Origin of the sequence: Micromonospora sp. NPDC007271 (genome assembly GCF_040634005.1) — a bacterium.
In the GTDB taxonomy this organism is placed as follows: domain Bacteria; phylum Actinomycetota; class Actinomycetes; order Mycobacteriales; family Micromonosporaceae; genus Micromonospora.
Window position 1 is genome coordinate 53,091 of record NZ_JBEYER010000029.1, and the last position, 12,837, is coordinate 65,927.

The 12,837-nt window shown below is 70.2% G+C and carries 12 protein-coding genes; 7 read left to right on the forward strand and 5 right to left on the reverse strand.

Annotated features, from left to right (window positions below):
* The first annotated feature begins 149 nt into the window (after nt 1-149).
* Both ABZ570_RS13355 and ABZ570_RS13360 read left to right on the forward strand, forming a co-directional pair.
* Nucleotides 150-1,997, forward strand: a complete 1,848-nt coding sequence (locus ABZ570_RS13355; protein WP_358061632.1) for a 2-oxoacid:acceptor oxidoreductase subunit alpha — start codon at nt 150-152, stop codon at nt 1,995-1,997.
* Nucleotides 1,990-3,024 (forward strand): 2-oxoacid:ferredoxin oxidoreductase subunit beta, encoded by a 1,035-nt coding sequence (locus ABZ570_RS13360; RefSeq protein WP_358061635.1) that lies wholly within the window; start codon nt 1,990-1,992, stop codon nt 3,022-3,024. The genes ABZ570_RS13355 and ABZ570_RS13360 overlap by 8 nt, the downstream gene beginning before the upstream one ends.
* Nucleotides 3,025-3,085: 61 nt before the next feature.
* Here ABZ570_RS13360 and ABZ570_RS13365 read toward each other — a convergent pair whose 3' ends face one another.
* The gene (locus ABZ570_RS13365) at nt 3,086-4,099 is read right to left on the reverse strand and encodes a potassium channel family protein (RefSeq protein WP_358061638.1); all 1,014 of its coding nucleotides are present in this window, start codon (nt 4,097-4,099) and stop codon (nt 3,086-3,088) included.
* Nucleotides 4,100-4,244: 145 nt separating this feature from the next.
* On the opposite strand from ABZ570_RS13365, the gene ABZ570_RS13370 reads away from it, so the two are divergent.
* A complete protein-coding gene (locus ABZ570_RS13370) occupies nt 4,245-4,829 on the forward strand; it encodes a helix-turn-helix transcriptional regulator (RefSeq protein WP_358061641.1) in 585 nt (194 codons plus the stop codon).
* A 136-nt stretch (nt 4,830-4,965) separates the two neighbouring features.
* Nucleotides 4,966-5,559 (forward strand): ATP-dependent Clp protease proteolytic subunit, encoded by a 594-nt coding sequence (locus tag ABZ570_RS13375; RefSeq protein ID WP_358061644.1) that lies wholly within the window; start codon nt 4,966-4,968, stop codon nt 5,557-5,559.
* A 99-nt stretch (nt 5,560-5,658) separates the two neighbouring features.
* Here ABZ570_RS13375 and ABZ570_RS13380 read toward each other — a convergent pair whose 3' ends face one another.
* On the reverse strand, nt 5,659-7,452 hold the full coding sequence (locus ABZ570_RS13380; protein WP_358061647.1) for an adenylyl cyclase: 1,794 nt from the start codon (nt 7,450-7,452) through the stop codon (nt 5,659-5,661).
* A gap of 124 nt (nt 7,453-7,576) precedes the next feature.
* Nucleotides 7,577-7,930, reverse strand: a complete 354-nt coding sequence (locus ABZ570_RS13385; RefSeq protein WP_358061650.1) for a helix-turn-helix domain-containing protein — start codon at nt 7,928-7,930, stop codon at nt 7,577-7,579.
* Between the two features lie 125 nt (nt 7,931-8,055).
* Here ABZ570_RS13385 and ABZ570_RS13390 point away from each other — a divergent pair, with 125 nt between their 5' ends.
* A complete protein-coding gene (locus tag ABZ570_RS13390) occupies nt 8,056-8,901 on the forward strand; it encodes an SDR family oxidoreductase (RefSeq protein ID WP_358061653.1) in 846 nt (281 codons plus the stop codon).
* A 56-nt stretch (nt 8,902-8,957) separates the two neighbouring features.
* Here the strand turns inward: ABZ570_RS13390 and ABZ570_RS13395 are convergent, their stop codons facing one another.
* Nucleotides 8,958-9,734, reverse strand: coding sequence for an HAD-IIB family hydrolase (locus ABZ570_RS13395; RefSeq protein ID WP_358061656.1), 777 nt, complete (start codon nt 9,732-9,734; stop codon nt 8,958-8,960).
* Nucleotides 9,735-10,219: 485 nt separating this feature from the next.
* Between ABZ570_RS13395 and ABZ570_RS13400 the strand changes: the two genes are divergently transcribed.
* Entirely contained in the window at nt 10,220-11,176 is a 957-nt protein-coding gene (locus ABZ570_RS13400) for a hypothetical protein (protein ID WP_358061659.1), read from the forward strand.
* Nucleotides 11,177-11,332: 156 nt separating this feature from the next.
* Here the strand turns inward: ABZ570_RS13400 and ABZ570_RS13405 are convergent, their stop codons facing one another.
* Nucleotides 11,333-11,551, reverse strand: coding sequence for a hypothetical protein (locus ABZ570_RS13405; protein WP_358061662.1), 219 nt, complete (start codon nt 11,549-11,551; stop codon nt 11,333-11,335).
* A 260-nt stretch (nt 11,552-11,811) separates the two neighbouring features.
* Between ABZ570_RS13405 and ABZ570_RS13410 the strand changes: the two genes are divergently transcribed.
* Nucleotides 11,812-12,786 carry a PASTA domain-containing protein gene (locus tag ABZ570_RS13410; protein ID WP_358061665.1) on the forward strand — a complete coding sequence of 325 codons (975 nt, stop codon included), beginning with the start codon at nt 11,812-11,814 and terminating at the stop codon, nt 12,784-12,786.
* Nucleotides 12,787-12,837 lie beyond the last annotated feature (51 nt).

A 12,837-nucleotide genomic window follows, 5' to 3' on the forward strand; every position in this document is an offset into this window, starting at 1 on the left:
GGCTCTGACGTGAGAAATGGAGCGGGCCGGGCCACCCACGGACGGCCGGCGGCAACAGCGCGTCTAGGAGGGCACGTGGCCGGGCAAGGCGGCGTCACCATCATGTTCAGCCGCCCCTGGGACGGCGCTGAGCGAAGCGAGGTGCGGGCGTGACCAAGCAGATCCGTCAACTGGACCGGGTCGTGATCCGGTTTGCCGGTGACTCGGGTGACGGCATGCAGCTCACCGGTGACCGGTTCACGTCGGAGACGGCCCAGCTGGGCAACGACATCTCGACGTTGCCGAACTTCCCGGCGGAGATCCGGGCCCCCGCGGGCACGTTGCCGGGTGTGTCGAGTTTCCAGGTGCACTTCGCCGACTACGACATTCTGACCCCGGGCGACGCGCCGAACGTGCTGGTGGCGATGAATCCGGCTGCGTTGAAGGCGAACCTGGTGGATCTGCCGCGGGGCGCGGACATCATCGTGAACACGGATGAGTTCACCAAGCGGAACCTGACCAAGGTGGGCTACACGTCCAGCCCGTTGGAGGACGACTCGCTCGACGGGTACGTGGTGCACCCGGTGGCGTTGACGTCGATGACGATCGGCGCGCTGGCCGGGCATGACGTGTCGAAGAAGGACGCGGAGCGGGCGAAGAACATGTTCGCGCTGGGTCTGCTGTCCTGGATGTATTCGCGGCCGTTCGAGTCGACGCTGCGATTCCTGGAGCGCAAGTTCGCCGCCCGCCCGGAGCTGGTCGCGGCGAACGTGGCCGCCTTCCGCGCCGGCTGGAACTTCGGCGAGACCACGGAGGACTTCTCCGTCCGGTACGAGGTGAAGCCGGCGCGGATGGTGCCGGGCACCTACCGGAACATCACCGGTAACCAGGCGCTGTCGCTGGGCCTGGTGGCCGCGGGGGTGCGGTCGGGGTTGCCGGTGTTCCTGGGCGCGTATCCGATCACGCCGGCGTCGGACATCCTGCACGAGTTGAGCAAGCACAAGCGCTTCGGCGTGGTCACGATGCAGGCCGAGGACGAGATCGCCGCCGTGGGCGCGGCGTTGGGCGCCTCCTACGGCGGCTCCCTGGGGGTGACCACCACCAGCGGCCCCGGCGTGGCGCTCAAGGGGGAGACGATCTCCCTGGCGGTGGCGTTGGAACTGCCGCTGGTGATCGTGGACGTGCAGCGGGCCGGCCCGTCGACGGGCATGCCGACCAAGACCGAGCAGGCCGACCTGAACATGGCCCTGTACGGCCGGCACGGTGAGGCCCCCGTCGCGGTGATCGCCCCCCGTTCCCCGGCGGACTGCTTCTACGCGGCGCTGGAGGCGGCGCGGATCGCGCTGACGTATCGCACGCCGGTGATCCTGCTCTCCGACAACTACGTGGCCAACGGCTCCGAGCCGTGGCTGCTGCCCGACGTGGAGTCGCTGCCGGACCTGCGGGTGGACTTCGCGACCGCCCCCAACGGCGAGGACGGGGTGACGTTCCTGCCGTATCTGCGGGACCCGCAGACCCTGGCCCGGCCGTGGGCGATCCCCGGCACCCCCGGTCTCGAGCACCGTATCGGCGGCCTGGAGAAGGCCGACAAGACCGGCGACATCTCCTACGATCCGGCCAACCACGACTTCATGGTCCGCACCCGCGCGGCCCGTATCGAGACGATCCCGGTGCCGGACGTGGAGGTGGAGGACCCCGACGGTGACGCCCGGGTGCTCGTTCTGGGCTGGGGTTCCACCTACGGGCCGATCGGTGCGGCCTGCCGCAGCCTGCGCCAACGCGGCCTGCCCGTCGCGCAGGCCCACCTGCGGCACCTGGCCCCGATGCCGGCCAACCTCGGCGACGTGCTGGCCGCCTACGACCGGGTGGTCATCCCCGAGATGAACCTCGGCCAACTCGCCCACGTGATCCGCGCCAGATACCTGGTCGACGCGATCGGCTACAACCAGGTCCGCGGCCTGCCGTTCACCGCCGCCGAGCTGGAGACGATGCTGGAAGAGGTCTGCAAGAATGTCTGAGCCCGTGGCCCTCAAGCTCACCGCCAAGGACTTCAAGTCCGACCAGGAAGTCCGCTGGTGCCCCGGCTGCGGCGACTACGCCATCCTCGCCGCCGTCCAGGGCTTCATGCCGGAGCTGAACATCCCCCGCGAGCGGATGGTGTTCATCTCCGGCATCGGCTGCTCGTCGCGGTTCCCGTACTACATGAACACCTACGGGATGCACTCCATCCACGGCCGCGCCCCGGCGATCGCCACCGGCCTGTCCGCCACCCGGCCGGACCTGTCCGTCTGGGTCGTCACCGGCGACGGCGACGCCCTGTCCATCGGCGGCAACCACCTCATCCACGCCCTGCGCCGCAACGTCAACCTCAAGATCCTGCTGTTCAACAACCGGATCTACGGCCTGACCAAGGGGCAGTACTCGCCCACCTCCGAGGTCGGCAAGATCACCAAGTCGACCCCGGTCGGCTCGGCGGATGCCCCGTTCAACCCCCTGTCCCTGGCGCTGGGCGCGGAAGCCACCTTCGTCGCCCGCACCATCGACTCCGACCGTAAGCACCTGCAGTCGGTGCTGCGGGCCGCCGCCGAGCACCAGGGCTCCGCGTTCGTGGAGATCTACCAGAACTGCAACATCTTCAACGACGGCGCCTTCGACCAGCTCAAGGAGCCGGCCACCCGCGACGACTTCCTCCTCCGGCTCGAGCACGGGCAGCCGATCACGTTCGGCAAGGACGGCCAGCACTGTGTCGTCCACCCGCCGGGCGGCTTCGGCCTGGAGGTCCGCGACACCGCCACCACCCCGGCCGACCAGATCGTCGTCCACGACGCGGCGGTCACCGACCCCGCCTACGCCTTCGCCCTGACCCGACTGCCCGGCCTGGACCTGCGGAACACCCCCATCGGCGTGTTCCGCTCCGTCACCCGCCCCACGTACGACAGCGTCGTGCAGGAACAGGTCGCCACCGCGAAGGCGAAGGTCGACCAGACCCCGGAGCAGCAACTCGCCGGCCTCCTCGCCAGCGGCGACACCTGGACGATCAGGTGATCCGCTGACCATGCCGAAGGCGGCCGTCCCGACCGGGGCGGCCGCCTTTCGCGTTCGGAGGTCAGACGGTGGTGGTCTGGGGGCGGTCGTCGCGCACGTACACGATCATGTCGCCGGTCTCGATCTCCGCGCCGGCCCGGTCGGTGAGCGTCACCACCCGACCGCGCCGGACCAGGGCGATGACCAGCGAGTCCAGCTCGCGCGGCGACCGGCCCACCTCGTCGCGGTCGGCCGAGCGCATGGCCAGCGCCATGCCCTGCCCCGGGGTGAGCAGGTCCTCCACCACGTCGATCAGCGGCGGGGCGGAGGTGGAGAGACCGAGCAGCCGGCCGGCGGTAGCCGAGGAGACGATCACGTGGTGCGCGCCGCTCTGCTTCAGCAGCGGCGCGTTCTCCGCCTCGCGGACCGCGGCGATGATCCGGACCTGGCCGGCGGTGAGCTGCCGGGTGGTGAGCGCCACCATCACCGACGAGTCGTCGCTGTCGGTCGCGATGATCACCGCCTTGGCCGTCCGGACGTGTGCCTCCTCCAGCACCGCCGAGCGGGTCGCCGAGCCCTCGATGGTGACCAGCCCGGCCGAGGTGGCCTGCCGCAGCGCGGCAGCGCTGCGCTCCACCACCACGATCCGCGACTTGTCCATCCCGTTCTCCAGCAGCGCGGAGACGGCACTGCGGCCCTTGGTGCCGTAGCCGCAGATGATCACGTGGTCCTTCACGGTCCTCCTCCACCGGGTCAGACGCCGGCCGTTCCGGTACTGGTCGGTCAGGACTTCCAGGGTGGTGCCGACCAGGATGACCAGGAAGAGCACCCGGGCCGGGGCGACGAACAGGACGTTGACCAGCCGTGCCGACTGGCTGGCCGGGGTGACATCCCCGTAGCCGGTGGTGGAGAGCGAGACCACCGCGTAGTAGAAGCAGTCGAGGAGGGTCAGCCCGCCCTCGTTGTTGCCGTCGTGGTAGCCGTCCCGGTCCAGCCAGACCACCGCCACGGTGGCACAGACCAGGGCCAGTGCCGCGAGCAGGCGCAGACTGAGCGCGCGCAGCGGCGCCCGTCGGTGCGCCGGAAAATGGATCACCGTCGGCCCTGCCCCGCCACCGTCGCCTGCACGTGCACAAGATAGCGGGTACGTCGCTCGTCGGCCGCTCGGGTCGCGGTTGCCTCCCGGGCGGCCGGACGGGGCATGATGGGGGCGTCGGGACGACGACCGCGAGGAGGCCCGCATGTCGTTGCTGCGACGGGTGATCGGCGGGGTGCTCCGCCGGGTTCGGCTGCGGCAGGGCCGCACGCTGCGCGAGGTCGCCCAGGCGGCCGGGGTGTCGCTGCCGTACCTGTCGGAGGTGGAGCGCGGCCGCAAGGAGGCCTCCTCGGAGGTGCTGGCGGCGATCTGTCGGGCGCTCGGCATCCACCTCTCCGACCTGCTCGAGGAGGCCCGCGACGAGCTGCGACGGGTGGAACGGCGGGCGCCGGTGACCTCCGGGCTGACGCTGGCCCGGCTGGACCGGGCGCCGGCGGGGCGCGGCGCGCGCAGCGGCCCGCAGCTGCGGGTCGGCGGCGGGCCGCGGCTGCACGTCACCCGGCGTCCCGGCACCCCGGTCCCGCTCCTCGGCGGGGCGCTGCGGCCGTCGGCCACCGGGCCGGCGCCCATCGGTCCCGCGATCGGGTACGCGTCGCCGGCGGTCTTCGGGACGGGCACCCGGATCTGGCTGATCCCGTCGCCACCGGCCGTGCGCCGTCGTCCGCGTACCTCGGTCACGCTGGCCCGGCGGCGGGCCCGGGCCGGCGGGCGGCGGCTGACCGCCGCGTAGGCCCGGCCGGTTCTGCCCACGGCGGATCTGCCGGCGGCAGAAGCGCTGGCCCCTGCGCCGCCGTCGGCCGGAGGCTGGAGATCGCCGGTTGCCGGGCGGTCCGTCGCCCACCGGCGGCACGGAGGGTGGTCAGGTCATGGGGTACGGCATCTGGATGTTGGACGGCGGGCAGCCGTCCTTCGGCGACCAGGTCTTCGAGCGGCTGCTCAAGGAGCGCATCATCTTCCTCGGCACCGAGGTCACCGACACCTCGGCCAACCAGATCTGCGCGCAGATCCTGCTCCTCGCCGCCGAGGACCCGGAGCGGGACATCTTCCTCTACATCAACTCGCCGGGCGGCTCGGTCAGCGCCGGGATGGCGGTCTACGACACCATGCGGTACGTCAAGAACGACGTGGCAACCCTGGCGCTCGGGATGGCCGGCTCGATGGGGCAGTTCCTGCTCTGCGCCGGCGCGGCCGGCAAGCGCTTCGCGCTCCCCCACTCGCGGATCATGATGCACCAGCCGTCGGGCGGGATGGGTGGCACCGCCGCCGACATCACCATCCAGGCGGAGAACATGCTGCACGTGAAGCGGACCATGCAGGAGCTGATCGCCCGGCACAGCGGGCACACGCTGGACGAGATCCAGAGCGACTGGGACCGGGACCGCTGGTTCACCGCCGAGCAGGCCCGCGAGTACGGCCTGATCGACCAGGTCATCACCCGCGCCGAGCAGCTTCCGGCCTGACGGGCGCGGGGCCCGCCGGGCGGCACGGGGCGGCCGGCGAGGTGGACGCGAACGCGACGGCGGCCGGCGGGCTGGTCCCGCCGGCCGGCCGCGCTCGTCTCACGGGTAGCTGATCACCGGGCTGGTGCCGTACGAGCCGACGACCGGCGTACCGGCCTCGTTGACGGTGCGCTCGATGCCGCCACTGCCGTCCAGGAAGACGGTGATCGCGTCGTGGAAGCGCACCCCGGCCCGGCGCGGCGCCTCGATCGCCCGGTCGCAGCGGATGTCCACCTTCTGATTGAAGTACGAGTAGACGCCCAGGCCCCACGCCTCGTGCTCGCGGACGTGCTCGGCAACCTTGTACGACGCCCAACCCTGCCCGGTGGGGCTGCGCCAGGCGGCCTGGCTCGGCGGGTCGTACGGCAGCTCGCTCTGGTAGAAGACGGTGCGTCCGCGCTCGCCGTTCCAGACGGTCTGCCACCGCTGGTAGTGCTCGACGAAGAGCCCGTACGCGGTCACGTCGTCGCCGTTGACCACCACCCCGGTCCCGGCGGTGTTGACGGTCCAGCCGATGGTGCCCGGCTTGCCGTGGTCGCCGCGCCAGGCCCAGATGTTGTCGATCAGGGTGTGCCGGCTGTTGACCACCAGGCTGGTGGCCGCCCGGCCCGCGTACGGCCCGCCGATCCGGAAGAAGACGTCCTGGAGCGAGATCGGGTTGGTCGCGTGCGACCGGTGGCTGTTCCGCCTGCCGACCTCGACCAGCACCTCCGACTCGACCGGCCCGGCGTCGACCAGTACCCCTGCGATGCGTACCCCGTCCACGTCCTCGATGCGCAGGGCCGCGTCGCCGGTGGTCGGGGCGAGGCTGGGCATGCCGAGGCCGAGCACGACGGTGTCCGGGTGCTTGACCCGCAGCGCCCGGTCCAGGTGGTAGACGCCGGGGGTGAGCAACAGGTGTCGCCCCCCGGACAACTCCTGGTTGATCCGCTTCGCCGAGTCGGTGGGCCTGGCGACGAAGAAGTCGGCCAGCGGCAGCGAGGGCACCGGCCGGGCACCCGCGCCCCAGGTGGTGCCGGCGGTGTGGTGGCGCAGCCCGGGGACGGCCACCCGCCAGCGGCCCGCGCCGTCGACGAAGAGGTACGGCTTCTCCCGGGTCACCGGGCTGGTCGGCAGCGTGGTGTAGGGCGGGTCCGGGAAGCCCTGCGCGGGGGCGCCGACCACCCCGGAGAAGACCTGGTTCCACACCCCGTTGGTCCAGTCGCCGCCGAGTTCGCTGTCCCGGGTCAGCCACTGCTGCTGGGAGCCGTTGATGGTGATGCCGTCCACCTTGGAGTCGGCGAGGTAGCCGCCGCTGGAGTAGCCGCCGTTGCCCGGCTCCAGCCAGAGGATGCCTTTGATGTGCACCCGGCGCATCGGCGACGCCTGGGAGACCGCCCACTGGTTCGACCAGTCGGTCGGGGTGACGGCGAGGTTCTCCGCCGAGCGCCAGAAGTTGGTGAGGGCGGAGATCCCGGCCGGCGAGTTCGGGTCGGGCTGGCCGATCACGCGTACCGCGCCGTGGATCTCCACGTCGTCCGGGTGGGCGCCGAGGCCGGCGACGGAGGTGTAGTAGCCGAGCCGCGCGTCGACCTCGTACCGGCCGGGCTTGAAGAGCACGGCGTACCGGTCGGCGCCCATCTCGTTGTGTTCCTGAGCGGCGAAGAGCCGGTCCAGGGTGGACTGGATCTCGGCGGTCGGGGTGGACGGGTCGTACACGAAGACGTTGGGGCCGAGGTCGGGGTCGGCGGCGTCGGGACGGCCGGCGGGGGCGGCGGCGGCCGGGACGGCGGGGAGCCCGAGGGTGGTCAGCGACGCGGCCGAGGCGGCGGTGACGGTGAGGAAACGGCGGCGGGAGTGGTCGAGTGGTCTCATCTGCCTGCCCTGTCGTGGTGGGGTAGGGATCGACCGGGAGAGAGCCCGTGAGAGCGCTCTCCGGGACGCACTGTTCCTACCCCATCGACGTCGATCGCGCCAGGGTGCGCCGGTTCCGGAACTCTCAGCGGGCGTCGTAGCGGGCCCGGGCGGCCTCCACCTCGTCCAGGTGCGTGGTGGCCCACGCCTCCAGGCCGGCGACCAGGTCCAGCAGGCCGCGGCCGAGGTCGGTGAGCGCGTAGTCGACCCGGGGCGGCACGCTGGCCTGGACCGTACGGGTGAGGATGCCGTCGCGCTCCAGCCCGCGCAGGGTCTGGGTGAGCATCTTCTGGCTGATCCCGTCGATCCGCTCGGCCAGTTCGCCGTAGCGTCTCTCCCCCTCGGCGAGGGTGAGCACGATCAGCACACTCCAGCGGTCGCCGATCCGGTCGAGGACCTTCCGGCTGCCGCAGTTCCGGTTGAACGGGTCCGCCTGCACGGCTTCACTCTCTTTCAGTGCGTATCGAACTTCAAGGTGCCTACTCTCCAACGGGAAGTAAGGCTGCGGTGTTCCCGTTGCTGTGCGAAGACAGTGTTCTCAGCACACGATCACAGGGAGTTCCCATGTCCATCGTCGTCACCGGCGCCACCGGCCAGCTCGGCCGCCTGATCGTCGCCTCGCTGCTCGACCGGGGCGTACCGGCCGACGAGATCGTGGCGGTCGGCCGCGACGTCGACCGGCTGGCCGGCCTCGCCGAGCGCGGCGTGGTCACCCAGCGGGCCGACTACGACGACGCCGAGTCGTTGCAGGCCGCCTTCGCCGGCGCGGAGAAGCTGATGTTCGTCTCCGGCAGCGAGGTCGGCCGCCGCCTGGTGCAGCACGGCAACGTCGTCACCGCCGCCAAGGCGGCCGGTGTCGGGCTGGTCGTCTACACCAGCATCGCCAAGGCGGACACCTCCAGCCTGGTGCTCGCCGCCGAGCACAAGGCGACCGAGCAGCTGATCCTGGACTCCGGCCTGCCCCACGTCTTCCTGCGCAACAGCTGGTACCTGGAGAACTACACGGCGCAGCTCCCGACGTACCTCCGGCACGGGGTCGCGGGCGCGGCGGGCGACGGCCGGGTCAGCGCCGCCACCCGCGCCGACTTCGCCGAGGCCGCCGCGATCGTCCTCACCACGGAGGGGCACACCAACCGGGTGTACGAGCTGGGCGGCGCGCCGTTCACCATGACCGAACTGGCCGCCGAGGTCTCCCGGCAGAGCGGCAACACCGTGTCGTACCTCGACCTGCCGGTCGACAAACTGGCCGAGCTGCTGGTCGCGACCGGCGTGCCCGAGGGGTACGCGGCCGTGCTCGCCGACGGCGACCGCGGTCTCGCCCAGGGCGAGCTGGCGGTCGGTGACGACCTGGCGAAGCTGCTCGGCCGCACGCCGACCACCCTCGCCGAGGCGATCCGCGCCGCGCTCTGAGTCACCCGGGCAGCGGGGCCTCAGCACGCGCTGGGCCCCGCCGCCCGGCTCGCCGATCAGGCCCGCTGGGCGTGCCGCCGGACCAGGTCGTCGACGAGCACCTGCACGTAGTCGGCCGTCTCCTGCCAGCAGGTGACGGCGTGGCACTGGATGCCCATCGCCTTGACCGGGTAGTCGTTGCCGCCGTGGTCCAGCCGGTCACCGACGAAGAGCACGTTGTCGTGCTTCAGGTCCAGGCACTCCAGCAGCTTGCGCATGCCGTACGCCTTGTCCACGCCCTTGCGGGTGACGTCGATCGAGGTGGAGCCGCCGCCGCGCACCTCCAGGTCGGGCAGCTTCTCGGCGACCGCGTCCCGGAGCCGCTTCTTCTTGCTGCCGTCCGGGTCCCAGCCGTACTTCTCGGCGGGCGGGGCGGACTGGCCCAACGCGGAGAAGGTGATCTGGCTGCCCCGGTCCTCGATGATGTCCCCCCAGGTCCTCGTCTCCCAGAGACCAAGGGCCTTCGCCGACTCGGTGAGCGCCCCGATGATGCGGGCCTTGTCCGCCTCGCTCAGGTCCTCGGCGTAGATCAGCCGCCACTCGCCGTCCTGCCAGCGCAGGTAACGGGTGCCGCAGGTCGGCATCAGGTGCAGCCGACGCAACTTGTCCTCCGCGAGGTCGAGGTGGGCCAGCACCTGCGCCTCGAACTGCTCGAACCGGCCACCGGAGATGATGAGGACGTCCACCTCGCCCAGCAGGTGGCCGAGAAGCGCCGCCATCCGACCATCGATCTGGGACTTGGAGACGGCCAGGGTGTCGTCCAGGTCGAACGCCACCACTCGAAGATCATTCATCAAGTACCACCATGTCTCGCGGGCAGGCCAGGACTTAGCAGGGTACCGACGGTGACCCTCCGCCAGCCGCGAGCCCCGCGCGTCACGCTACGCAGCCCCTCCTCGCGGAGGGTAACAGCGGACCGAGTTGCCTCGCACCGAGTTGCTCCGAGCGAGTGGCACAGAGAGCCACGCAACGCCAGCGCCCGCCTACCCAGGGTCAACCGCATCTGTCCGGCCGCCAAGCACAGAGACGAGGTCCTTCGAGCGATCAGCCGGCTCCGGCGGGCGTCAGTGCTCGCCAACTCCGCTGCCAAGGCATGCGCTGGCACGTCGGCAGCCAACCATCTTGGTCGCCCGGGTGACCGCCCGCGTCTCACCGGGCCGCAAGCCGCCGCTCGTGAATCCTGGGTCTCGGGGGTCTTGCCGGGCGCCTGACGCAGTGCATGATCGGATGCATGGACCGGGCAACCTGGCGGACGGTGGGGCGGGCGTTCCCTGACCCGGTGGCACTGGCCGCGTGGATCGCGGTGACGGTGCCGGCCCCGTTGGTGTTCTTCGAGGGAAGTCACCGGTGGGAAGAGCACCAGAACGTATCGAACGCGCTCTGGTGGACCCTGGGGGCACTTCCGGTGCTCGCTGCCGTGGTGGCGGCCAGGTGGACCAGGTGTACCGGCCAGCGACGCACTGGCTCAGCTTTCCTGGTCGCCGTCGTCACGGCCACGCTGATCAGTGCGGTATTCCTGGGAGCCTCCATCGCTGTCTACGAGTGGGGCATCCCGCTGGAGGGCTCGGTCGAATGGGGCGGGGTCCTGTTCGCTGGTGCTCTGCTGGCGGCCGGCGGTGCAGCGGTCGGCTACCCGATCGGACTGAACGGCGCACCCCGCAGTCGACTGTCGGATCGGCACGGCTACCTCATCGGCGCGGTGGTCGCCGTGGCGGGCGCCCTCTTTGCACAGGTGACGGTGCAGCTCGGCGCCGAGGGCAGCACGAGCCGGTACGACGTGACCGGCTACGGCGGGGTAGGGCCGTACGCTGCGGCACCCGGAAAGCCGGGGGTGGTGACGCTGCCAGCAGCAGGCCGGTACGCGATCCTGGCGGTGGGCTTCGCACCGCAGGATCCTGACTGCCGGGTCACCGGCGTCGGCCTGGCCGCCCGGTCGGCGGAGTTGGTCGGAATCCCGCCCGGCGACTACGGCACCGACGCCGCCTCCTACTCCTGGGTCGCCTCGTTCGACGTTCCCGAAAGCGGCACCTACTCGCTGACCTGCCATTCCAATGACGAGCAGGCGTCCTACATCGTCGGGGAGATTCCGCAGATCCGCGGGGCGGTCGGGGAGCTGATTCACTGGCCGTCGGCCGCAATCTGGATGCTTGGAGCCGTTCCCGGCCTGCTGATCGTCGCGAACAGCAGCAGACGACGGGCCAACACAAAGGAGCCGTCAATGCCTGGACGGTTTTGACGCGACGTGCCAGGTTGCCTTGCCCCGTGGCGCGCGACTGTGCGCCGCCGTATCGATCTCACGTGTAGACGCCGCGTCCGTACTCCTCCGGGGAGACCGTGAAGTCGGTTGGCCTCGCTCAGGCTGTCACTCATGTGGTGTTGACTGGCCCGTTCATCAGCTCAGCTGTCTCTCCAGCAGGTACGTGGCCGTTTCTTCATTGTTCTTCTGAAAGCCGACGACTCGCCAACCGTAGGAAGCCACTCGGTTGAGGTGGGCCACGTCGTTCCCTTCACGTCCCCACTCTGCCAGGCGTCCATGCTGGTTGATGTAGTAGCCGGCTCGGTGGCCGTCCCTGAGGTAGGTCAGCAACTGACCGTATTCGTACTTGGTCACACAGCCATCCTATCCACGCTTACCTATTTCGTGCGATGTGCGCCATCCCGCCTGCCACCGACCCGCCCTTCGGGGAGCGGGTCGGACCCGGTGGCGACCACGATCGCCTGGGACCCCACCCGTGCCGCAGGCCTTGCCGCGGAATGTGACGAGGCGCTTGCGGCAGGCCGACCGGTGTAAGATTCGCCGAATTTGTTTCATGACTGGCTAGGGCGGCTGTGCCCCCAGGAACTCGTCAGAAGGCGGGGCTAGCATCATCGATGGGAGTCAAGAAAGTCCTCGTCGGAGTCGGCGCTGTCGCGGCGGTCGTGGCAATCGGGGCGTTGGGCAACAAGTCCGGCCCTACCGGTCCGGCAGACGCTGACGAGTGCGCCGGCAACTCGGTGCAGGTACCTGACATGGTGGGGTTGAGCCTGACGACGGCAAGCCCGGCCCTGCAAGTCGCCAAGCTCACGATGGGGGACCAGATCGACGCGACCGGGCAGGGCCGGCATGTCCTCGACAGGGACAACTGGCGGATCGTAGCCCAGACGCCCGATGCTGGCGCGTGCGTCGAACTGTATGCAAACGGCTATGCGGGCCGGCGGGTGAGCTTCCGGGTGGTCAAGTACACCGACCCCGTAGCGCCGGGTGGCACGACCCTGGTCATGCCGAGCTACACCGGGAAGGACCTGAAGTCAGCGAAGGCCGACGCCAGGCTGATGGTGTCTTACAAGAACCAGATCGAAACCACGGATCTGTACGGCAGCCCGAGTGATCGCGATCGGGTGGTCAGCACTTCGCCGGCTGCCGGCGAGCCGCTCACCGGCACCATCAAGTTCGACGTCGTGGACCCAGAGGTTTGGGACTTCTTCCAAGGCAACCCGACGATGCCGGACCTGACCGGCAAGAAATGGAACTACGGGATCGGCTTTCCCACGGGGCCGTTCAAGGAGGTGACCGAGCACACCCCGCCACGTGGGTACTACTGGGGTGATCACGTGGTGACCCACACTGTCCCAGCGGCGGGCCAGCCGCTCGTGGTCGGCCAGCGGATCACCGTCTACACCGATGTGAAGGCCGATGGGCGGATGCCCACCGGTCGCGCGGGTAGTGGCGCCCATCAAGGCGTGACGCCGGGGGCCTTCTGCAAGAAGCGTGACAAGGGTGAGTACGGATACTCCGACACCGGAAAGCGCTATGTCTGCACTACGTCCGGTGCGGGCTCGGATCAGCCAAAGTGGATGCGGGCCTAGGCCGTGTTTCAAAAGCTGGGTGGGTTTGATCGAAGTCACGGCGTGGCGGTG

Coding starts and splice junctions, on each gene's coding strand:
- ABZ570_RS13360 (WP_358061635.1), top strand. CDS start 1,990: ATGTCTGAGCCCGTGGCCCTCAAGCTCACCGCCAAGGACTTCAAGTCC.
- ABZ570_RS13370 (WP_358061641.1), top strand. CDS start 4,245: ATGTCGTTGCTGCGACGGGTGATCGGCGGGGTGCTCCGCCGGGTTCGG.
- ABZ570_RS13375 (WP_358061644.1), top strand. CDS start 4,966: ATGGGGTACGGCATCTGGATGTTGGACGGCGGGCAGCCGTCCTTCGGC.
- ABZ570_RS13380 (WP_358061647.1), bottom strand. CDS start 7,452: ATGAGACCACTCGACCACTCCCGCCGCCGTTTCCTCACCGTCACCGCC.
- ABZ570_RS13390 (WP_358061653.1), top strand. CDS start 8,056: ATGTCCATCGTCGTCACCGGCGCCACCGGCCAGCTCGGCCGCCTGATC.
- ABZ570_RS13395 (WP_358061656.1), bottom strand. CDS start 9,734: ATGAATGATCTTCGAGTGGTGGCGTTCGACCTGGACGACACCCTGGCC.
- ABZ570_RS13410 (WP_358061665.1), top strand. CDS start 11,812: ATGGGAGTCAAGAAAGTCCTCGTCGGAGTCGGCGCTGTCGCGGCGGTC.